Genomic DNA, 22,404 nt, shown 5'->3' with positions numbered 1-22,404 from the left:
TTCGTCGCTTATAAGAAGGCGGCCGTTGAAGCGATAATGCAGGCTGATGCGAGCAGGAGAGAGCCGAAAGAAATGCCGTGGAAGAAGCGGCTGAAGGTAAGCACGGAGGAAATTCGCCGGCCTCTATCGTCCAGTACTTTCCAAAAACAGCGTTCCGTTTTAAGATAGCTAAATAATCCGTTCAGACAAAAGGAGACATTCATGATGGACTTCGTCATTTCAAAAGACGGCACCAAAATCGCTTATGACAAGTCGGGGCAAGGTCCCGCGCTCATTCTGGTAACGGGTGCGTTCAGCTACAGGAAATTCCCGGCACAGTTGCAGCTCGCCGGGCTGTTGTCGGACCGGTTCACGGTTTACAATTACGATCGGCGGGGAAGGGGCGACAGCGGAGACATAACGCCTTATACCGTTGAACGCGAAATTGAGGATTTACAAGCGGTCATTAAGGAAGCCGGCGGTTCCGCCTATGTCTGGGGCCTGTCATCCGGAGCGGTTCTCGCCTTGCAGGCGGCTGCGAGCGGGGCGGACATCGTCAAACTGGCCTTGCACGAGCCTCCGTTTGTGGTCGATCCGGCCGACCGGAAGCCCCCGCGCGATTTCACGGCGCATGTAGGCGAGCTTATTGCCGCGGACCGTCGTGCCGAAGCGATCAAATATTTTATGACCCAAGGTATGGGAGCGCCTTCGTTCGTGGTCGGCATGATGAAGCTGATGCCGGGTGTCTGGTCAAACCTGATGGCCGTTGCCCCTACGCTTCCTTACGACGCCGCCCTGCTCGACGGGTATATAGATGGAAAACCATTGCCGGCGGAATTATGGCGCTCCGTTACGCAGCCGGTACTTGTGCTCGAAGGCACGGAAAGTCCGGCGGGTCTGCGTCATGGCGCGCAGGCACTCGCTCACGCCCTTCCCAATGCGCGGCTGCTCAGCAAAAAAGGACTCGGCCACACGAAAAAGCTTCCCGCAAAATTAATTTCAGCGGAACTCTCGGCGTTTTTTGCCGGAAAGCAGTAAAACTTTATCCGGGCGGCGGCTGAAAGACCAGAATAAAAGACTTTGTGAAACACGGCCGGTTTAACGGATCGGCAGGATCAGGGGCTGCTGCCGGCGAAAAATAGTAACCAAATGATCGCGCTTTGTCGATTCCGTGTATTGCCGTTCGTTGTATTAATGAAGGTTCACGAGATCAAAGGAGGCATATACATATGAGATTTATGATGATCGTTAAAGCCACAACGGATTCCGAGGCGGGTACACTGCCGAGCCGGGAGCTTCTCGAGGCGATGCAGAAGTATAACGAAGAATTGGTAAAAGCGGGCGTTCTGCTCGCCGCCGACGGCCTGCAGCCAAGCTCGAACGGAATCCGGATTTCTTATCCCGAGCCCGGAGGCAAACCGAAAGTGGTTGACGGACCGTTCACCGAGGCGAAAGAAATGATCGCCGGCTACACGCTTATTGAAGTCAAAACGAGAGAAGAAGCTGTCGAGTGGGCTATGCGCATGCCCGATCCGCACGGGTACGGACAAGGCGAGATCGAGCTGAGACAGGTGTTCGAGGTAGAAGACCTGATGAGTAATCCCGAAACGGCCGAGAAGGAAAAATCGCTCCGCAGGCAGGTAGAGGAGCAGAAGAAAGCGTGACGCAGTCTTCCGCACACCGGACAATCGATGGGATATGGCGGATCGAATCGGCCAAACTTATCGCGGGACTGACCCGTATGGTGCGTGACGTAGGACTCGCGGAGGATCTCGCGCAGGATGCCCTCGTGATCGCGCTGGAGAAATGGCCGGTCTCCGGCATTCCCGACAACCCGGGCGCCTGGCTGATGACGACGGCCAAACGGCGTGCGATCGACCTTCTGCGGAGAACGAAAGTGCGTGACCGTAAATATGCCGAAATGGCCCGCACCTTGGATTTGTATACCGAGGAGGATCTTAACGGCACAGTAGACGGGGAAATCGGCGACGATCTCCTCCGTCTGATTTTTATGACCTGCCATCCCGTACTGTCCAGGGAAGCCAGAGTGGCGCTGACGCTCCGCCTCCTATGCGGGCTTACTACGGACGAGATCGCCCGTTCTTTCCTGGCTGCGGAATCAACGGTGGCCCAGCGGATCGTGCGCGCCAAAAAAACGTTAAACACGGAGAAAATACCGTTTGAAGTCCCCGCCGGAGAAGCGCTGAAAGAACGTTTGTCGGCCGTACTTGAAGTGATTTACCTGATGTTTAATGAAGGTTATTCCGCCACGTCGGGAGAAGACTGGATCAGACCGCTGCTGTGCCGGGAGGCGTTGAGGCTGGGACGCGTGCTTGCGGAAATCGCCCCCGGAGAAGGGGAAGTGCACGGTCTGGTCGCTTTGATGGAAATTCAATCCTCGCGGTTCCGGACACGGATCGGCCCTGCCGGCGAACCGGTCCTCCTGATGGATCAAAACCGCGCGCAGTGGGACCGGCTGCTGATCCGGCGTGGATTGGCGGCACTTGAACGGTGCCGCCAGCTCGGCCGTCCGCCCGGCCCTTACGCGCTGCAGGCCGCCATCTCCGCCTGCCATGCGGAGGCGCCGATCGCTGCCGAGACCGACTGGATCCGCATCGCGGCTCTATACGAGGCGCTCTCCAGAACGGCGCCGTCACCGATCGTCGAGCTGAACCGGGCCGTCGCGGTCGCGATGGCATTCGGTCCGGCGTTCGGGCTGCAGATAGTCGACGAGTTGAGCGGCGAGCCTGCTCTGAAGGGCTACCATCTGCTGCCGAGCGTCCGCGGTGACCTTCTGGCGAAGCTCGGCCGGCCGGAAGAAGCGCGGGCGGAATTCGAGCGGGCGGCTTCCATGACGCGCAATGCGCGGGAACGTGACCTCTTGCTGAGCCGGGCTGCTGAAAGCGGCACGGAAGCTGCGGAATAATTTTGAGCCGGCTTGTCGATTGTGAGGCTTCTCGTTCGTTGTCTTATAAAGGGAAGGGCTGCGGAGGGATACACGTAAGCACTCTTCCCGCAAGGAGGCGATGGAAATGCGATTTATGCTGATTGTACAAGCGACAAGTTACTCGGAGGCAGGAATAAAACCCGGCCGGAGCTACAGCGAAGCGGTAGAAGCCTACCGCAAGTCACTGGCCGAGGCCGGTGTGCTGCTTGCAGCGGAGGAGCTGCGGCCCAGTTCCACCGGAATCCGAATCCGGTATTCCCCGGACGGTGAACAGCCGGTATTCGAGGCGGGGCCTTTTGCGGCGGGACAAGGGCTTCCGGCGGGTTATACGCTCATCGAGGTAAATTCGGCTGAGGAAGCAGCCGTTTGGGCGCGGCAGATGCCGGTTCCGTTCGGTACCGGGGCATTCGCAATTGAAGTCCGGGAGCTTACGATGCGGTCCGGCCGGGCTAAAGAACCGATGGAACGGGCCTTGGAAGCCGATTTGAAAGATCAGCTCGATATGCTGAAATATACCTAAAAGGAGACTGGAACATGACCACCACAAACCAGGAAGTAACCGATTTTATTGAAGCGCTGAAAGAACAATGGCAGAAAGAACTGTCCGCCGGGCTGCGTGAAGTCGTTCATCAGGCGATTCCCGAGGCGTCGGAACGGATTCAGTACAAAAAGCCGCATTTTCTGAAAAACGGAAAATACGCCGCAGTCATTTCAACCTCGAAAGATGCGGTAAGCTTCACGATCTTCAACGCCACCGGTCTCCAGCTGCCCGAAGGCATGTTTGACGGTCCTCCCGAAAGAAAAACGTTAAAGCTGCGAAAAGGGGATACGTTTGATTCCGGGCTTCTGGTTTCTCTGGTTGTACAAGCTTCAAGCTCGCTTTGATTTCTCAGATCGCCCGAAAAGCAGGGACTAATTTAGCCGGCGCTAAGTTAATCCCTGCTTTTTTATTGAAAACAGACGGTTTCTTACCATGTGAAGACTATGTATAGTCCGGCAAGTAGCGCCGTCCCAGCCTCACTCATCGGCCTGAAGCGGCAGTTTCCTCTCGTAGACCGTATGGGATGATATTATTTAGAATTCAAAAATATAGGTGTCAACAGAATGGGCGGCGTCTGCCTAAGAAATCCCGTCACTATTCTAACCAGACAGTCCTGGATGAAAATAGTTTTTTAATATGCCCCAACTCAAATTAAAATAGTATTATTCCCGGCACGGAAATTTTTTAAAAAAGAAATAAAAAAACCGAACCTTTTTTCGATAGAGAGACAATATAGGGTGTAAGCTGCTTACTCAGGAGGGCCCTCTGAATGCAAAGTGAATATATGTACCAATTGCTCGCAAAAATGAAGGATGGTGACCAACAGGCGTTTCACGAGATGTATGACGCCACCTATCAGGACGTTTACCGAACCGTTTCCTTTCTGGTGGATCATCGGCAGGACCGGGAAGATGTCATGAATGAGATCTATATGCAAATGTGGACCTCACTTGCCAACTATGATACGAACCGGCCTTTCCACTTCTGGCTGCACGGCCTGGTCATCCGCCAAGTGCAGAGATTTCGGGTCAAAAGCTGGCGGAGATTCCGGATTTTCGAGCGCATCCGAGCCTTCTCCCGGGAAGAGTCTCACTGGGATCAGCCTGCGGTATTGACGGACGGGACGAACCAGATGATATCGCAGGCTATTCAAAAACTGACCGACAAACAGCGAGCGGTGATTGTTCTACGCTTTTTCCATGACTATACACTGGAGGAAATCGCGACATTGCTCGATATTCCGCTGGGTACCGTCAAGTCCAGATATCATGCCGGTCTACAGTCGCTTCGAAAAAACGTATGGAATCTCCCCCCGGAAAGGATGGAAAGAATCAATGACTATTGAACGCAAAATCCGAGAACATCTTCACGAAGAAGCAGAAACGATGGAATGTCCTCCGGCCGTTACCAGACGAATCGAACAATCCTATTCTACTTATTTCCAACAAAAAAGGAGAGAACCAACCATGAAGAAAAGACTAATTAGCGGAATAGTTGCCGCTGCGATCCTGATTCCAACCGCTGCCTACGCGGCTCCAACTCTGATTGAAATGCTTACGAGAACACCAATGACATCCGAGCAAGTCAAAACCGATGAAGTCGGCAAAGCGGCACTCGATAAGCTGTACCATGCATTTCCCGAAACAAAATCGTTTGAAATAATTGAAGCCAGCCAAGTTCAAGGGGTTCAAACAAGCATCATCCTGCAGGAAAAAGGAGGAACCGGTAAAAAGATTACCCTCCATACCAATGCCGGCACGGGTGCTATCGAGCACGTGATTCAAGAGAATTGGGAGCCTGCGGGCAAGCCGGTCACCGCTTTAACCGATCAGGAAATCAAAACAAAGACGGATTATCTGATTGATAAACTGTACGGCGGCGTGAAAGAGTACGAATTTGCGATGGAGCAAATGGAAAATCCGGATCAAAAAACGTTTATGCTGAATTACAGCAAAAAAGGTTCTCAAACACCATTCTACCAGGTATTCGTTCAAGGTAATACGATCAGTGCTTCTCTGATCGGAGGCGAGACTGCACCCGTAGCCGATAAGGTAGAAGGGTATTTCACGAGAGACGGCAAGCCCGATTATTATGCCGATAATTTCTTGAATGATCCGAAACTGTTTTCTTTACTGAAAATCAGCCCGGCCGAATTGAAAGACGAATTGGCAAAGGGTAAATCTGTGGTGGAAGTAGCGGCTTCTAAAAATGTCTCCAAACAACAGGTGATTGATGTTATTTCCCAAACACAGGTTGACGGACAGCTTCAAGGAGAAAAGCAAGGCGAAGTACCTAAAAGTAATCAATCGAATGAACAAATGTTAAAAGCTATTGAACCTAAAGTATTGCAAGTGATTGAACACAAAAATGAAGCATCCTCTAAGAAATAACTAGGCAAGCCGAAACGGTTCCCCCGCTCATTAAACCATGATAAAACCGGACCTGATGAGCATCGGCTTGCATGAAAATAAACGTCAAATACCCCCGCTTTGTTAGGCGGGGTATTTGACGTTGATACGAGTTCATGGCTATCGCAGAGAAAGCTTAGTGTAAGGGAAGCCGGACACCTTTCTTGTTCGCTGAATCCTTTTTCACCCGAGCTGTTTAATTAGAATGAGTAGAAATTGCTTCAAAAGCATAATCGAATCCGGTACGATCGTACGGGAAATGATTAAAATAAGAGCGCTGTGGCCATCACAGACGCTCTTTTATTTTTCGCTTGGCATCTTTTCGAATGGTTTTTTAAAGTCCGGGATAAACATTTCGTAACCTGAACGGTTTTTTCCCGTATAAATAGAACAAAATCGGTTACCGTCCGGCGAAGGGACTGTTCCTTTAAGACGGTTTAACCAAATAGAAGTCGAGGTCGTGCATCCTATGAACGAGACATTTACAGACCAGGCCGACGCCTGGTACCGGCTGGCTGAGCAGAGAGCCGCTCAGTATTTTACATCGCTTTACAAGCAGGTCAAGGAGAAGAGCTATGTGCCGGTCCTGACTGAAGATATCCGCTTATGGAAAAAAGATCATCTCCCGCCTTTTTCGCTGTTTTCCTTGTTAACCCGGAAAAAAAGAAATCCCGGTTCACGGGACTATTCCAAGTACATCCAATGGCTCCGTTACACGGGGAAATTGGACGATTATCTGGACCGGAGCATTTCCTACATCTATTTGCGTGATCTGGGCCAAGCCCTGGATTCCCCCGGCACACAGAAGAAGATCCGGCACCTGATCGGTGACGTTAAAGACCAACTGATAGGTTCCGGCAAATCGGACGGAGGGGATCAGCCGGATTATATAAGCTGGGCGGGCTTATACCGGTGGGCCCAGAAGGAAGGGATCGAATCCGCCGCCATTTGGTTAATAGCCAAGCTCAAAAGCGTTTCGTCCCGTATCCCGCAAGAAATGAATGCCGAGCAGGCCCAGCGTAAACTGCTCAAAATCATTCTCGGGGTCATACTGCACGTAAACGACGATATGGATGATGCAACACCGGCGGATGAACGGTCCCGCAGACTGGATGAAGCCATCCGGTTCGGCTATTCATACGGGCTGACCTATCCGTTCATAGACGATCTTCTCGATTCCGGGGTTTTAACCGACTGGGAGAAAGAAGAGTTTACGGGCATGATTCGAGACGCGCTTCTGACGGGAAGCGTACCTGAATTAGGCGATTGGTTCGACAATAACCGGACTTTGCTGGAATTCGTGCATGCGGAACTGCGGGATGCTTTTCAGTCGATCCAGTCGTATCAGCGGCCCGAAACATTAAAAATCTTTTACGAACAATCGTATGTATTTTTCCACTCCCAGGAGCTTGACCGTAAGAAGGATCTGTCCTGCGAGTCTTACACGAATGAAGAACTGTATATCCCCATCATTTTAAAATCATCTTCCTCCCGGCTGATTGTGCGTTCCGTGCTTAGCGCAGACGCGGACGAAGGCTTTGACAACCGGACTTTTTATTACGGCATTTACAATCAGTTGGCCGACGACTTCGCCGATATGTTCGATGACAGGGAAGAAGGCGCGGTAACACCCTATACCTACTATTTAAAATACCGGGATCGCCGTCCCGATCTGATCAATCCCTATGAATTGTATTGGACGGTTATTTCCCATCTGATTCATAACGTGTACGGCTCCGATGCCAAGACCCGGGAGGTCATCTTGGACCGTGCGATTAACGGTCTCAAACGATGCAAAGAACGTCTCGGAGCCGAAAAGTATAACAGCATCATGAATATATTCGCATCCGGTGATCCCGAGTTTAATCGTCTTGTCCAAACCATGGTAAGCAAAGCGGACGATGTCGATTTCTTTGACAAACTGCTGCGGGACCAGGTCGTTACCGTTCTGCGCAACAACCGGAGGGAGAAAGAAGCCTTCTCCGATACGGTCGCCAACGTACGTGACCGGATCAACAGCTTTCTGCACATAGCCAAGCCTCACGGAATGCCGGAGATGAAAGAAGCGCTGATTGACGCGGCCAATTACAGTCTGGAAGGCTCGGGGAAGCGTATCCGGCCTATTTTGACCTGGGTGATGGGCGTGAACGAATACGGCCTGCAAGCGGAGGAGATCGTCCCGCTGCTGAGATCGCTCGAATATATGCACACCGCTTCCCTCATCTTCGATGATCTGCCTTCCCAGGATAACGCATCCACGAGGAGAGGACGGCCGACCCTGCATCAGGTGCATAATATTGCCACCGCCGAACTGACCGGCCTTTACCTGATCCAGAAGGCTACCCAAGAGCAGACGTCGCTAGATCGTTTTCCGGCCAAATCCGTACTTGAACTTATCCGCTACTCGGCTGAAAAGACCGAAGAGATGTGTATGGGGCAGGCGATGGACCTGCAAGCCAGGGGAAAAGCATTGACCCTGGAGCAGTTGAACCGGATCTGCTTTTATAAAACCGGCATCGCGTTCGAGGCGGCTCTCGTTATGCCGGCCATTCTTGCGGAAGTTCCGGCTTCCGAGATCGAAGCGTTGAAAAAGTTCGCCTATCATGCGGGCATTGCTTTTCAGATCAAGGACGATTTGCTTGATGCGGAGGGAAGCGTGGATGTGCTCGGTAAACCTGCCGGAAAGGATATCGAAAACAACAACTCGACTTTCGTAACGATATTGGGACAGGACGGCGCAGGTAAAGAGATGTGGGAACATTACTGCCTGGCTATGGAAACGCTGAAAGAAGTCCCGCGGAATACCGCTTTCCTGAAGCATTTGTTGACTTATATAGTCGGACGGGATCATTAATCGTGCGGGAGCCCAAACATAAGGTTCTTTTTAAAAAGAAAAAAAGCCGATTTTCTGAATTCAGAAAATCGGCTTTTGCATTGAAGGACGCTTGCCTGAGAATGCCGCCTTATTTTACGGGCAGCAGCTTTTTGCTTACGAATACCATGATCAGCGACAAGACGAGAAAATACAGCGGCATGGTGAGTAAAGAATCGTTGTGAAGGTAACTCATACCGCTTGTGATCAAACTGACAAGGATATAATAGCCCAAGCCGAAGATGGCGCCCGCAGTCCCGAGTACATCGCCGTACCGGACCAGAGCCAAGCTTAGGCAGTTGGGGATAGCCATCCCGATTCCAAGCAGGAAGACGAAGATACAGACGGCCAGCAGGAAGAGAAAGGAAGCGGAAGGACTCGCCTTGAACAAGATAATGGCGGTCATGCAGGCCGCTCCGGCAGCGGATACGGCCGTACCGGTGACGATGATCTTCTCAGCGGTGAATCTCGTTAACAGTTTTTTCGACAACAAAGCGCCGAGAATGGAAGAAAGCGCCACAAGAATACCGAAAATACCGAATTCGCCCGGTGTCAGTTGAAAATATTCCATAAAAATAAACGGTGACTCGGCATAATAACTGAACAAAAGACCGTTAGTCGCACCGATGAGGAAGCCGAATGCCCATAACTTTTTATCGCCGATCATACGCCGGAACACGGACCGGATTTTGATGTCAGTCGTCAGGGCTCCTTTGGTTTCAGGAAGTGCGGCGAACGTATACGCGAAAACGGCCGCGCTCATGATAACAAGCGTGAGGAAAACGGCCCTGAAACCGAGCGCTTGATCGACCCAACCGCCAATTAACGGGCCGATCGCCGGAGTAAAGGCCAGCGCAGCGGAAATTTGGGCAAAAACGGCATGGCGTCTGGCGCCGTCGATACTCTCGCGCAGAATGGTTTGCGTAACAACCGAGCCGGTACTGGCTCCAAAAGCCTGAACGAACCGGCTTGCCAGCAGCCATTCGGCGGAGCCGGACAAATAACATCCCAAGCTTCCGATCCCGTAAACGAGAATACCCCAAAGCAGCGCGGGACGACGACCGATAAAATCCGAAAGTCTTCCCCAGCAGAAAACACCGAGGCCAAAGCCCAGGAAGTAGATACTGAGCGTCAACTGGATCAAGTTCCGGCTGGCCTGGAGCTGATCCGCGATGTCCGGTAAAGAAGGCGTGTAGATCGTTTCGCTAATTTGCGGAAAACCCACCAGAATAATAAACAGCAGGATGGATGGTGTTGAGATTTTTTTGGTTAACACAGTTCATGCCCCCTATAAATTGAAAAATCTCAATTCGGCACGATTATTACGGGATAGGGGGCTTGCATTTAATCAATCGGGCAAATGACAGCATATAATTTCACCTTCATTTTTTATAGGGGGACTATAGCGAGTATTATAACAGGAATTCTGTAAGTTCCCAAGAAGAACGCGGTGTGAATTCATCCTTCTCCATTGACAAAATATAGTGCGCACCGTATTCTGATGAAAAACATACGCTGCCGTATCCAGGGGGAGTTATGCAATTAACGAGGGAAGATTGGGTAAAAGCCGGAATACATAAACTGGCCAAAAGCGGCATACATGAAGTTCGTGTCGAAGTACTTGCCAAGGCACTGAGAATCAGCAAAGGCAGTTTCTACCATTATTTTCGGGACCGTAAAGAACTTCTGGATTCCATGCTGGATTATTGGGAAGATCACGCGACCAAACGGATCATTGAGAATGTGGAACAGGGGACCTTCTCGTTGGAACAACTGCTTCATCTAAGCATCAACAACGGGGACAAACAAATTGAAACCGGCATTTATGCCTGGGCCAAACATGATCCAGTCGTGGCTTCCCGGTTAGTCGATATCGAGGAACAGAGAATTCATTTTCTTTCCGTCTTGTATCAGAAGAGAGGACTGACGTTACCCGAGGCTGCTGACAGGGCCAGACTTACCTATTTAACCTATGTAGGATGGATATCCCGGTTTGAGAGCAATCCGAATTTTGATATCGGCAAAATGTTTGAAATTTTAGTAAAGCTATGAACACGCTCATGTCCCGATTCGGCTGTATACGTTGTGGGGACATAAAAATGCATCGACATACGGAGGCGTATGTTTACTTGCTTGGAAACCTTGTCAGGTTTCCGGACATTCTCTGAAAATTGTATCGGGAGGCGGGTTTAATGAAATCCGTGATAGTATTGTCAAGCGTGAGTATTTTGGCTCTGATCAGTCTGCTACATATGTATTGGGCTTATGGAGGGCGCTGGGGAGTCGGTGCTGTCATACCTTCGAAAGCGGGGGAGCTTAAACCTGCTTTTACTCCGGGGAAGTCGGTTACGCTGTTAGTGGCTGTTCTTCTTTTAACGGTTTGTTTGATACTCCTGGTTCAAGGCGGTTACATAGCTGTATTACCGGCCAATAGCGTTACAAAAACGGGGTGTATCGTTTGCGCTTCTGTCTTCTTTTTACGGTCGGCCGGTGACTTTAGACATGTAGGGTTTTTCAAAAAAGTAAAGCATACGGTATTTGCCAGAAATGATACGTGGTTGTATAGTCCGCTTTGTTTGTATATAGCGCTCACATGTACGATTCTTCTGTTTTAAAAAAGATTCGGGGAAACCCGATTTTTGCGGTCATGCCGCACACGCCTGCCGTTTCGCTTCAATCAAAATTATGAAGATCAGCCGGCGGCAGGCAGCGCACCACGTGGATTTCTACCCGCAGCGGGCTGAACGCGCGGGTTGTTTATTCCGGCGAGCTGGACGCTGCTGTCGTCATCGGAAGCCGCTGAGAAAGCCGGAATAATGGGGAAGAGGATGCGCTAACCCGCCCGTTTGCTTATCAGGTTGCCTGATAGCCAATCCGCTTTACGATAAGAAAACCGCCTCATTGAAGAGACGGCTTTGTGAGCTGTCGCACCCGTTAGTTGAGTCTCTTTAATCTGGTTTGCATTGTTTTCCGATAAAGTTCATGCATCACGAAGTCCCGCTCCGTTAAGGCAGTTTGATGCCGGACGAGATATGGTTAGTCGGAGCGGATGGGTCACTTATTTATTACGGAGTTGTTCCGCCAAACCGATTAGATGTCCTTCATTTCCGCGAATGTAGCAGAGCCGATACGAGTCCTCGTACTGAACCACTTCGCCAACGAGCTGAGCACCACGCTTAGTGAGTCTGGCTACCATTTCGTCAATGTCTTCAACGGTGAACATGACGCGCAGATAACCGAGGGCATTAACAGGGGCAGTTCGGTGATCTGCTGCAGCAGGCGGGGTGAGAAATCGCGAAAGCTCAAGTCGGCTGTGGCCGTCCGGTGTAACCATCATAGCAATCTCTACACACTGTGAACCGAGTCCGGTTACGCGACCAGCCCATTCACCTTCGACAGTAGCTCTTCCTTCAAGCTTCAAGCCAATCTCCTCGAAAAAAGAGATAGAGTCATCAAGAGATTCTACAACGATGCCTACATTGTCCATTCTCAGTAATTTGTTTTTTGCCATAGTTCTATCTCCTTATGTGAACAAATTTATTACCTGATCAGCTTCGTATTTATTTTATCAAGAATTACAAATTTATTCCAAACGATTAACGTCTTGTCACAGTTCGCGATAACAAAGATAAGTCACAAGGAACAACTATCAGCTAACAACATTAAAATTTTAGTCAAAGGTAAACAAAAAAAGCCGCAGTTTATGCGGCTTTCATAGTCTATATATTCCTGTCGTCTGAGAGCCGGAACAATATACAGGGGATTACAGCATAACCCGCCGGTCATTAGACTCGTGGAGAGGATTCGCGGGGTTGCGTCCCGGCCTTTCGGTCCGGTTTGACGTTTTTCCGTATGAATAGCCGTGCTCTAGGCTTCTTCCTCCGCCATGCCAAGTGCTTTGTTCCTTTCCTTGAACTTGGCGTTATGCGAAGAAACATAGGCCACCTTTGCTGCCGCCGGCTCCAAATACAGCTTGGCGCTGTTCACTGCCAACACGGCATCGGTAAAAGCCCCGGCGATCAGATTCACTTTAGACGGGTAGTCCGCCGTATCTCCGGCCACAAAAATACCGGGCAAATTGGTTGCGAGTTTCTCATTCACATGAATAGTCCATTGCCCCATATCCAACCCCCAATCGACTATCGGTCCGAAGTCACCGCGCAGCCCGTGATTCACGATCACGGCATCGATCACTAATTGTTCCGGTTCTTCCATAACCAGGCCCTCGGCATTCAGACGTGCAATCGATACCGCTTCAATGGCGTCGCCGCTAACATTGCCGTGAAGCCGGTCCAACACATACGGCGTACGAACATCGACAGATGATTCCTTCATCCGCTTCACATTCTTCTCATGTCCGCCGAAGCGCTCACGGCGGTGCACGACAGTGACACTAGCAGCAATCGGCTCCAGTGCGTTGGCCCAGTCAACTGCCGAATCACCGCCGCCCGAGATAAGCACCCGTTTGCCGTGAAACCTTTCGAGCTCTTGTACGGTATAGTGCAAATTGGTCACTTCATAACGTTCTGCGCCTTCGATGTCGAGCTTCGCCATCTTCAGCACGCCATGTCCGAGCGCCAAAACGAGCGTACGTGTATGGTGCTGCTCCCCGGTTGCGGAAGTCAGAAGCATGGTCCCGTCCTTGAGCCGTTCCAGTCCGCTGATCTGTTGGCCCAGTACGATGGTCGGATCAAACGTTTGAGCCTGCTGGATCATTTGCCGGATGAGGTGCTCGCAGCGGATAGGCGTAACTCCGCCGACATCCCAAATCATTTTCTCCGGATAAATCAACAACCGTCCGCCCAGTTCCTCCTTCGCTTCGATCAGTTTCGTTTTCAAATCGCGCATGCCGCTGTAAAAAGCCGCATACAACCCGGCGGGTCCCCCGCCAATGATCGTAATATCGTAAAGTTCCAACGCCTGTGTCATGCCGTTACCTCCTGTATGGTTTGAGTTCTGGTCACATCGTTTTCTTTTTAAAAAGATACGGCAGCATCTCTAATAACCGACCGCGTGTAAGGGGATCTTCATAATTCCATGCGGCATCCATAAGATGAATCTTACCGGGAGTTAACCCGGCTATAGGCTCTAATTGTGAACAATGAACGGTTGTTTGCAGTTCGAGGGGAGAAGCCAAGAAGAAATTGCGGTCTCCGGCATAGTGATTCATTTCGTTCTGCTGAATTTCTATCCATGCTTGCCCTTGTTCGATTAGATGCATCACCCGGGCAGAGGGACGAAAGCCAAGTGATTCATACAAGGTGGCTGCAAACCCGTTGTGGCCCATAACATAAAGCTTTGCACCTAACTTGAGATAAACGGCAGCAGTCTCTCCCACAGCATAAGCACCTGCTAATTGCCTGCGTACGAGTCTTACTTTGTCCTCATACGTAGTAATCCACTTCTCAGCCGCTTTAACACGCTCAAATAGTTTGGCGATATATCGTAACCGATCAAAGAGTCTGAACTTAGTGTCCAACACAACAGTAGGAGCGATCGCATCGAGTATTTGTAAATCTTGTGCTTGATGATGATAGCTTAGCAGCACGAACTCAGGCTGAAGCTGTGCTATTTTATCGGGATCTGCCCAATGTCCGATATTTTGAATATTTCGTAACTTGTTGTGATAAATCACATTCCCTTTCAAAGAGATGGCCGCTCCAATAGGGGATATGCCTAAAACGAGTAATTCTCCCAGCGTATATTTGCCATCCGTCACAATACGCGTTGCATTTTTGGGAACATGAACCTCTCTGCCAAGTGAATCGATAACTGTTCTTTGCTGAGTATGCAGATGAATATCGGCATATTCACGCGGAGCGTTTCCCGTTAATTTACGAAAGCACCGGCTGAAATAGTATTCATCCTTGAACCCGATTTGCCGGGATATTTTGCTCAATGGCTCGGTGGAATTGCAAAGAAGTTTCTTTGCCTGATTTATACGCAGATGCATCAAATAATCAGTCGGCTTTTGGCCGGTCAATGTTTTAAACTGTTGGCTATATTGCCATCGGACCATTTCTGCCATGTTAGCCAGTTGTTCCACGGTTAAGTCCTCGTCGTAATGCTCTTCCATGTAACGTATGGTGTGTTGAATCTTTGTTGTCTTTTCTTCGTTCTGCGAATGGGAAGCTTGCTGATCTAACTGGGCCATTAACCCTAGAATAAGTTGAAGTCTGCCTTGCATCATAGCCATTTCCGATGTGGATAGGGAGGAGCAATACCGATTCCTCGTCGATGATTCATTCCCTAAAACGTGATTGACCTGAGAAAATAACAGACTATAAGGGTATCCGCAAAGCAAAGGCGGGTGAGCAACCGGGTTCAAACTCAATCCTTCTACTTCAAAGGTTTCAAAAGTAAAGCGTGCAAGCTGGGCCTCATCGTTGCTTGATTCCACTGTGTAGTGTTGCACGGGTAAAACTAGAATGCAGTCTCCCTTGCCGCAGATCGATTGCCATTTTGTCTACATAGAGCCGTATGCCATGACTGAGCGCTATCAACAACGTGCATACATTTGTTTCCTTGTAATGAATGGCCTCATTATGACTGCCCGCTGACATCATTTGGTCAACTTGAAACTTATCATAGCGCTGCAGCCTAATATACAGGGGTGTTAGATTCATAAGCAGCTCTCCAACTATTGAAAATGATTCTCATTATCATCATAACATATCATGATCTGCTTTCAACTACAGCAATTCGAACATGTGTTATTTTTGAAAAGGAATAGGTTAGAGAACGGGGAGGGCAATACAATTCCTTACGACCGCTTCATCCATTGCGGCAGTTGTTTGAACAATTGCTCCAAAGCTAACAACCCATCTGTATTCCATTCCGCAGAAACAACGTAAACATGTCCTTTTTGAACCGCAGGCAGGGTTTTCCATACCGGGCTTTTCAGCAGTTGGCCGGATTCCGTTTTACTTTCATCATCATCCTGGACAACTACGAACAGATGATCTCCCGCAAACTCTGAAAGCACCTCTTCTGAAACTTTAACGAAAGAAACCCCTTTTTCATCCATAATATTTTTTTGTACTGCTGGCGGGACGGCAAACCCGTTTTTCCCATAAATAATGGAACCAAGTGAACGATTGCCCATAACGTAAAGCGTTTTACCCAGCTGGTAGAAAACGGTAGCGGTCTCCCCGTCCGTTAAATGAAGCTTATCAAACATTTCTTTCGACTGGGTTTCAAACTTAGCAATCAATTGAGCCGCCTTTTCCTGCTGGCCGAAGATATTTCCCATTTCTTTCAGACGTTCCGCATAAGGTAGAGCCGGATTAAAGGGGATAGTAGGAGCTATTTTCGACAATGCCTCATTTTTTACGGCATCCGCATTGTAATAACTGTTAATGATCAAATCCGGTTTCAAACTTAAAATCACCTCTAAGTCACCCGGATTGCCAACATCGACTATTCCTTCCGTTTTACCTTCATAGTAACTATGCTTAGTATGGATAAGATTACTGCCGACGATTGGAATCTCCATCACTAAGAAGTCGCCAAGCGTCGGACCGATATAAACCACCTGTTTGGGTTGTGCTGGTATTTCAATCTGCTCGCCTTTAATCGTTGTATATAGAAATGTTTTCTCCATTTTCTCTGCCTGCACAACGGATGCATCGCCTCCAGGGTTACTGCAGGCCGATATTAGTAACAATAGGAGAAAAATACCTCCCCCTAGCATAATTGGCATTCCACGATGTCTCTTCACACTTGCTGCCCCTTTCCTTCTCGCTTTTAATTGAAAATGATTATCATTCTCCGTGCTATTATAGTTGGTGTAAAAAGAGGGGACAATGAAAAAAACGCAAGGAATGATTTGGATAAATGTAAATAGCCGCGCTAGAAAGGTTTGATAGGGTAGCTGCAACCCTTTATTATCCGGTTTAGCAGTTCAATCCAGTATAGAATAGACATGCTTTGTAAGCCGCATAATGGGGGGCTTTTCTTTTTCATTGCTTCCATAAGCAATTTCTGTTAGTATCGGAACTACTTATTAAATGTATTTAATAAGTTTGTGAGGAGGGTGATTAAAGGATGAGTGAGCTGCCTCCGACGTCCAATGACAGCATGAAGAAAGCGATCCTGCGCAGTATGCGCGCAGTTCTTCTGGAGCTGGGGAGTGCCACGAAGGTTGAGCTGAGCCGCAAGCTGGGCCTCAGTTTTCCGACCGTCAGTAAGTTTCTTGCGCAAATGGAGAGAGACGGGGAAATTTATTCTTCCGGCCTGGACAACTCGAACGGAGGAAGAAGAGCCGCAAGGTATGTATATGATCCGGATTATTTGCTGGGGCTGGCGCTCTTTTTGGAGAAAGCGGAAACGAACTACACGGTATTTAACGGTTCGGGCGCGATAAAAGAACAGGGAACGGTACCCGGTGTGCTTCTGGATCCCGTTCTCTGCCTATCGGAGCAGGTCGAGCGGATCCTTGCAAAGTATCCGAGAATCGGGTCGATAGCGGTCGGGGTTCCCGGCGCGGTCAATAATGGCCGCATCATCTATATTCCCGGTTATGAGCAGTTTCATCATTTTGATCTGAAAAGCGACCTCGAAGAGCGTTTTTCCATCCCGGTAGCGGTTGAGAACGATATGAACGCGGCGATTCTGGGTTACAGCTTAAACGCGGCCGAGACGGAAAACCCGACGCTGATCTACCTGTATTTCGGTCAAAACGGACCCGGCGCCGGCATTCTGGTCAATGGGGACGTGGTGCGGGGAAGCACGTTTTTCTCAGGGGAAATTTCATTCGTACCTCAGTACGATGACCGTAATTTCCTGCAAGCTTTGGGGCGTGAAGCGGGAGTGGAAATAACCGCGCGGGAGAAGGAGATAGATGCCGTCAGCAGGCTGGTCGCCTCGTTTACCGCTATTCTGAATCCGCATGCGATTATTTTTTGCGACGATGAAGTAAGCGGACCGCTGCTGGATGGGATTACAAGAAGGAGCGCCGCTTACATACCGGAAGAACATTTGCCGGAACTTACGTCCAGTGACTGGAAGCGGGATTATTTAAGCGGATTACAGAGTTTGGGGCTTGATCTTATGATTCGGGAGAAGGGGTGACCTGTGGCTACTTTCTTTTTATTGATTATTTATATGGCTTTCATCAGCCTGGGACTGCCTGATTCCTTGCTGGGATCGGCATGGCCCGTCATGCAGACGGATCTTGGCGTGCCGCTTGAAACGGCCGGTTTACTGTTTATGACGGTTACGGCCGGCACGATTGTTTCCAGTATGGCAAGCGGCATGCTGCTTAAGCGGTTCGGAACGGGGAAACTTACCCTCATCAGCTGCATCCTGACAGCCGGTGCTCTGCTCGGTTTTGCCGCGGCCCCGTCGCTTGTCTGGTTAATAATCTGTGCGGTGCCCCTCGGACTTGGCGGAGGCGCCGTTGATGCGGGCCTGAACAATTATGTCGCCGCACATTACAAAGCGCATCATATGAGCTGGCTTCATTGCTTCTGGGGAGTGGGAGCTACGCTCGGGCCGATTATTATGGCCCGATTTATTTCGGGACCGGACTCCTGGAGGGACGGGTATTTGACGGTTGCCGGGATTCAGTTTGCGCTGGTGATTGTACTGTTCGTTACCCTGCCCTTATGGAGCCGGGTAGCGAAAAACCACGCTGCTTCAGGTGAAGATAAGGGAGACTTGCAGGACAAAGGAGAGCTTAGTTCTGAAGGTTCCGTGAAGCCTTTACAAGTCAGGGGCGTTAAGCTGGCTTTGGCCTCGTTCTTGTTTTATTCCGGAGTGGAAGCGACAATAGGGCTTTGGGGAAGCAGCTTTCTGGTGAATATGAAAGAGCTGCCGGCCGCGGTCGGGGCACAGTGGGTATCCCTTTATTTTGCGGGAATCACCGTCGGCAGATTGGTTACGGGATTTATTACGTTCAAGGTGGCTAACCGTACCCTTATCCGGTGCGGCCAAATTACCGCCCTCGTCGGTGCGGCCCTGCTGATTCTTCCGCTGCCGCCTGTTTTCTCGCTTGCGGGTTTTATGATAACGGGTCTGGGCCTGGCGCCTATTTACCCGTGCATGCTACATGAAACGCCCGAACGTTTCGGCCGGAAACACTCCCAGTCGATCATGGGGTATCAAATGGCCGTGGCCTATGTGGGCAGCACGTTTATGCCTCCTTTGCTCGGTTTTCTGGCTTCCCTTGTCAGCATCGGAGTTTTCCCGTTTTACATCGTTCTGTCCGCCGCGGCTATGCTCTTGTTCTCGGAAAAACTGAATGTCTTCTTAACGGCCAGGAAGAATGTCTTGAACAACAAGACGCCTTTCACGGGCTGAACCTTTTGTCCTTATGCGTTCCTAAGCTATAATAGATGTACTAAAAACTAGGGGGCATTTCAATGAGCCAGCGTTACCGAATTACAAGAGCGTTTCAGGAAAACGGCCATTCCGCAAAAACGATCTCTTTGGAAGAGTGCAAACAATATTTCTCGTCCAAAGCTGATTTTTCCTATACAACCGTTTTTACGGTGAAGGGTGCAACCAGCATGTCCATCGAAGGGGATTTTTTTATGTGGAGCTATGACGAGGATACCGTTATTCCATTCAGACATTACGACGGTGATATTTACGTGTCCGGTACGAACAAAGTCGTGATTCCCTTAGTTATTGAAGTCGCGAGTGATCTACAGGCGGATGTACAGGAAGAATAGGTCTTATCTAACCGTGTGCAGCCTAAACTAAAGGATACGAAAGCAAAAAGCCTGCCGGGTTTGATAGTCCGGTCGGCTTTTTTTGTGCGGGATGTTACATTCAGTGAAATAAAGCATTTGCGGGAATAAAAAAAGGGCTTGTCTTCACTAGAAGGCAAGCTCTTTCGTCATTTGTAAATGTTATGTTAGCTGGAAAACGGGGCAAAAGGCAGCGAATCTTTTAAGGCCAAGAGCTCTTCAAAGCTTCTTATCCGGTAATCGGCGAGTGAAAGATCCTGATTGCCCGAACCGGGATTTTGCAGCCCGATGCACCGCATGCCCGCGCTCTTCGCGGCTCTGACGCCGTTGCGCGAATCTTCGATGACGAGACAGGAAGAGGGTTCCACTCCCAGCAAGCCTGCCGCATGAAGGAAAATATCCGGAGCCGGTTTCCCGCGTTGCACTTCCTCTCCGCTGACCCTTACGTCAAAATAGGGCCCAAGGCCGGTCTTATCCATAATCAGCTCAATTAGCGGCCGTGGAGAAGAAGAGGCGACAGCGACCGGAATCTGCTTTTCTTTCAGCCAGCTTAGCCAGCGTTCCGCGTCGGGCATGGCCGTAAGCTGCGTATGTCCGGACAATATATTCATCACATTGTCCTTGTGATACGTTAGCACTTGCTCCAGCGCAAACGGAATCCGGTGTTTGTCCAGAACCTGCTCCCACATGGATTCCAGCGTTACACCCACAAAACCATGATGGTCTTCTTCGCTCACGGGCACGCCGAAATGGTCGAACGAACTGCGTTCGATATCAAAATAAATCGGTTCGCTGTCTATTAGGACGCCGTCCATATCGAACAGAACCGCTTTTATGGAAGTGTCCTTCCATTCGGATGTATTGAAATCCTCCAATGATATTCCTCCTTTGACATACAGCGCGGATTACAAACCAATGCTAGCATATCGGTCCGTTCTTTAAAAGATTAAAAGAATTTTCAGAGCCCGGACCGGCTTTCCGGAATTTGATTAAAGGCCCGGGAACGCAGGCATACCGTTGCAGCCGGAATAAACTTTTCAAATGTGCTACGCCATGTTATATTGTATGCAAGCAAGTACTTGCATGCGTGAAAGGGGATACCAATGGAGCAAAGTGCGCAAGAAACCCGGGATAAAATTTTAGCCGCGGCCATCTTTTTAATGAAAGAAAAAGGATACAAAGGCATGACTACACGCGCCATCGCCAAAGAAGCCGGCGTAAACGAGAGTACGATTTTCCGGCATTTCGTTAACAAACAGGGAATTGTGGACGCCTTAGTGGACCGGTATTCCTATGTTCCCGGCATTCATCAAGTTTTTGACAGCCTGACGGGAGAGATCCAATCCGATCTGATCCACATTGCGCGGACGTACCAGCAGTTTATGGAGCATCACGGCGGGATGGTATTAATCGGTTTAAGAGAGACGGGGCATTTTCCCGAACTGGACGAAAAAACGGCCGCTATACCGATTCAATTAAAGGAGCTGCTAATCGGATATTTAAGCCGTATGTATGAGAAGGGTGTCATTGAACGAACTGATTTAGAAGCGGCGGCGATGACTTTTATTTGGATGAACCTCGGATTTTTTATGTCGGCTTCGCTTTATGGTCAGAAAATAACACCCGTCAAAGTCGAAGATTTTTTGCAGTACGGTGTCGGTACATTCGCTCAAGGTTTGTTAAAGAGACTTTAAAGAGACGTTAGGTTAACGATAAAATCGCAGCCAGGGGAAATGTGAAAATGAATCATGTGGAAGTTATCATAATCGGCGGAGGACAAGCCGGTCTTGCTATGGGGTATTACCTGAAGCAGAAAGGAGTATCCTTCCTCATTCTCGATGCCCATAAACGGACCGGAGATTCCTGGAGATCACGCTATGATTCCTTGACTTTATTTACACCGAGGATGTACAGCAGCCTTCCCGGTATGAAGTTTCCGGGGGTTCCTGACGGTTTGCCCGCTAAGGATGAAACGGCCGATTACTTGGAGGCGTATGCCCAAACTTTCGATCTGCCTATCCGGCATGGGACGAGAGTCCGTTCACTTACGAAACATGAAAGGGGATTTATAATCGAAACCGCACAGGAAACTTTTGTTGCCCGGCAAGTAGTCGTGGCCACGGGGCCTTTTCATGAACCTGTCATCCCGGATTTTGCAACAAAACTGCCGGAGGAGATCGTTCAGATGCATTCTTCCGGCTATAAAAACGCATCCCAGCTTGCGGACGGCCCCGTACTGGTCGTCGGAGGCGGCAATTCGGGCGCACAGATTGCCGTTGAGCTTTCCGCTCATAGGCAAGTCACGATCTCGGTTAGCCGGCCTATGAGTTTTAAACCGATGCGTATATTCGGTAAAAACATATTCTGGTACTTTGAGACGTTCGGTTTGTTGAAAGCGGGCGAGGAGTCTGCGCTTGGTTCCTGGCTGAAAAAACAACCCGAGCAAGTATACGGCACCGAATTAAAAGCTCTTCTGAAACAAGGGATCGTTTCCTTAAGGCAAAGAGCGGTAGGTGCGGATTCCGGAGAGATTCTCTTTGAGGATGCATCAAAAATGAAGGCGGCTAACATCATCTGGGCCACCGGTTTTCGAAGTGTTTACCCGTGGATCGGTGTTCCGGAAGCGGTAGATGCCAATGGTAAGCCGATTCATGACAAAGGGGTCAGCAAGGCGAAGGGATTGTATTATCTGGGCCTGCCTTGGCAAACCTGCCGCGGTTCCGCTTTGTTAGGCTGGATGGCGCGGGATGCCGAACAATTGGCTGAAATCATCGAGCGGCATGCAGAGCGATCAGAATGAAGTACGCGGCTATCGATAAAAACGATGACCTCATCATCCAATCTCCCTTCGTTCGTATGAGTTATTCCGTTTAGAATGTATGGTGGAAAATTTGTACGTAGACCAGATGTTTTGGAAATGAAAATTTCAAAAACATCACTTCGCCAGAACTCCTCATTGCCTT

General features: G+C 49.6%; 20 protein-coding genes and 1 pseudogene. 15 read left to right on the top strand and 6 right to left on the bottom strand.

Going from position 1 to position 22,404, the window contains the following annotated elements; genetic code table 11:
• The first annotated feature begins 204 nt into the window (after positions 1-204).
• The 8 genes from ABC395_RS13980 (at position 205) to ABC395_RS13945 (ending at position 8,729) form a co-directional block, all read left to right on the top strand.
• A complete protein-coding gene (locus ABC395_RS13980) occupies positions 205-1,017 on the top strand; it encodes an alpha/beta fold hydrolase (protein WP_413006749.1) in 813 nt (270 codons plus the stop codon).
• 191 nt (positions 1,018-1,208) lie between these two features.
• The gene (locus ABC395_RS13975; RefSeq protein WP_413003927.1) at positions 1,209-1,643 is read left to right on the top strand and encodes a YciI family protein; all 435 of its coding nucleotides are present in this window, start codon (positions 1,209-1,211) and stop codon (positions 1,641-1,643) included.
• The gene (locus ABC395_RS13970) at positions 1,640-2,905 is read left to right on the top strand and encodes an RNA polymerase sigma factor (protein WP_413003926.1); all 1,266 of its coding nucleotides are present in this window, start codon (positions 1,640-1,642) and stop codon (positions 2,903-2,905) included. The genes ABC395_RS13975 and ABC395_RS13970 overlap by 4 nt, the downstream gene beginning before the upstream one ends.
• A 106-nt stretch (positions 2,906-3,011) precedes the next feature.
• Positions 3,012-3,446: a YciI family protein gene (locus ABC395_RS13965; protein ID WP_413003924.1), complete on the top strand. Its 435-nt coding sequence runs from the start codon at positions 3,012-3,014 to the stop codon at positions 3,444-3,446.
• Between the two features lie 14 nt (positions 3,447-3,460).
• Positions 3,461-3,811 carry a DUF1801 domain-containing protein gene (locus ABC395_RS13960; RefSeq protein ID WP_413003922.1) on the top strand — a complete coding sequence of 117 codons (351 nt, stop codon included), beginning with the start codon at positions 3,461-3,463 and terminating at the stop codon, positions 3,809-3,811.
• A gap of 425 nt (positions 3,812-4,236) precedes the next feature.
• Positions 4,237-4,812 (top strand): sigma-70 family RNA polymerase sigma factor, encoded by a 576-nt coding sequence (locus ABC395_RS13955; protein ID WP_413003920.1) that lies wholly within the window; start codon positions 4,237-4,239, stop codon positions 4,810-4,812.
• On the top strand, positions 4,802-5,857 hold the full coding sequence (locus tag ABC395_RS13950) for a hypothetical protein (RefSeq protein ID WP_413003918.1): 1,056 nt from the start codon (positions 4,802-4,804) through the stop codon (positions 5,855-5,857). Before ABC395_RS13955 ends, ABC395_RS13950 begins: the two co-directional genes overlap by 11 nt.
• A gap of 487 nt (positions 5,858-6,344) precedes the next feature.
• Complete coding sequence (locus ABC395_RS13945; RefSeq protein WP_413003916.1) at positions 6,345-8,729, top strand: polyprenyl synthetase family protein; 2,385 nt, start codon at positions 6,345-6,347, stop codon at positions 8,727-8,729.
• A gap of 109 nt (positions 8,730-8,838) precedes the next feature.
• Here ABC395_RS13945 and ABC395_RS13940 read toward each other — a convergent pair whose 3' ends face one another.
• On the bottom strand, positions 8,839-10,023 hold the full coding sequence (locus ABC395_RS13940; RefSeq protein ID WP_413003914.1) for a multidrug effflux MFS transporter: 1,185 nt from the start codon (positions 10,021-10,023) through the stop codon (positions 8,839-8,841).
• A 260-nt stretch (positions 10,024-10,283) separates the two neighbouring features.
• Between ABC395_RS13940 and ABC395_RS13935 the strand changes: the two genes are divergently transcribed.
• Positions 10,284-10,799: a TetR/AcrR family transcriptional regulator gene (locus ABC395_RS13935; protein WP_413003912.1), complete on the top strand. Its 516-nt coding sequence runs from the start codon at positions 10,284-10,286 to the stop codon at positions 10,797-10,799.
• Positions 10,800-10,939: 140 nt separating this feature from the next.
• On the top strand, positions 10,940-11,362 hold the full coding sequence (locus ABC395_RS13930; protein ID WP_413003911.1) for a DUF3995 domain-containing protein: 423 nt from the start codon (positions 10,940-10,942) through the stop codon (positions 11,360-11,362).
• 443 nt (positions 11,363-11,805) lie between these two features.
• Here the strand turns inward: ABC395_RS13930 and ABC395_RS13925 are convergent, their stop codons facing one another.
• The 4 genes and pseudogenes from ABC395_RS13925 to ABC395_RS13910 form a co-directional block, all read right to left on the bottom strand.
• Positions 11,806-12,258, bottom strand: coding sequence for a VOC family protein (locus tag ABC395_RS13925; protein ID WP_413003909.1), 453 nt, complete (start codon positions 12,256-12,258; stop codon positions 11,806-11,808).
• 356 nt (positions 12,259-12,614) lie between these two features.
• Positions 12,615-13,676, bottom strand: coding sequence for an NAD(P)/FAD-dependent oxidoreductase (locus tag ABC395_RS13920; RefSeq protein WP_413003907.1), 1,062 nt, complete (start codon positions 13,674-13,676; stop codon positions 12,615-12,617).
• A gap of 31 nt (positions 13,677-13,707) precedes the next feature.
• Positions 13,708-15,373 (bottom strand): annotated as a pseudogene (locus ABC395_RS13915) (helix-turn-helix domain-containing protein).
• 137 nt (positions 15,374-15,510) lie between these two features.
• Positions 15,511-16,449, bottom strand: a complete 939-nt coding sequence (locus tag ABC395_RS13910; RefSeq protein WP_413003905.1) for an ABC transporter substrate-binding protein — start codon at positions 16,447-16,449, stop codon at positions 15,511-15,513.
• 344 nt (positions 16,450-16,793) lie between these two features.
• On the opposite strand from ABC395_RS13910, the gene ABC395_RS13905 reads away from it, so the two are divergent.
• The 3 genes from ABC395_RS13905 to ABC395_RS13895 all read left to right on the top strand — a co-directional run bounded on the left by ABC395_RS13905 (position 16,794) and on the right by ABC395_RS13895 (position 19,423).
• Positions 16,794-17,819 (top strand): ROK family transcriptional regulator, encoded by a 1,026-nt coding sequence (locus ABC395_RS13905; protein ID WP_413003903.1) that lies wholly within the window; start codon positions 16,794-16,796, stop codon positions 17,817-17,819.
• 3 nt (positions 17,820-17,822) lie between these two features.
• Entirely contained in the window at positions 17,823-19,049 is a 1,227-nt protein-coding gene (locus ABC395_RS13900) for an MFS transporter (protein WP_413003902.1), read from the top strand.
• A 62-nt stretch (positions 19,050-19,111) separates the two neighbouring features.
• A complete protein-coding gene (locus ABC395_RS13895; protein ID WP_413003900.1) occupies positions 19,112-19,423 on the top strand; it encodes a hypothetical protein in 312 nt (103 codons plus the stop codon).
• Positions 19,424-19,608: 185 nt separating this feature from the next.
• On the opposite strand, the gene ABC395_RS13890 is transcribed toward ABC395_RS13895, so the two are convergent.
• Positions 19,609-20,316 (bottom strand): HAD family hydrolase, encoded by a 708-nt coding sequence (locus ABC395_RS13890; protein ID WP_413003898.1) that lies wholly within the window; start codon positions 20,314-20,316, stop codon positions 19,609-19,611.
• A 228-nt stretch (positions 20,317-20,544) separates the two neighbouring features.
• Here ABC395_RS13890 and ABC395_RS13885 point away from each other — a divergent pair, with 228 nt between their 5' ends.
• Positions 20,545-21,135, top strand: coding sequence for a TetR/AcrR family transcriptional regulator (locus ABC395_RS13885; protein WP_413003896.1), 591 nt, complete (start codon positions 20,545-20,547; stop codon positions 21,133-21,135).
• A gap of 47 nt (positions 21,136-21,182) precedes the next feature.
• On the top strand, positions 21,183-22,241 hold the full coding sequence (locus ABC395_RS13880) for a flavin-containing monooxygenase (protein ID WP_413003894.1): 1,059 nt from the start codon (positions 21,183-21,185) through the stop codon (positions 22,239-22,241).
• Positions 22,242-22,404: the final 163 nt, after the last annotated feature.

The sequence above is a fragment of the Paenibacillus canaveralius genome (assembly GCF_047238265.1).
Lineage (GTDB): Bacteria > Bacillota > Bacilli > Paenibacillales > NBRC-103111 > Paenibacillus_F.
This window is presented reverse-complemented; position numbering and strand designations above follow the sequence as displayed.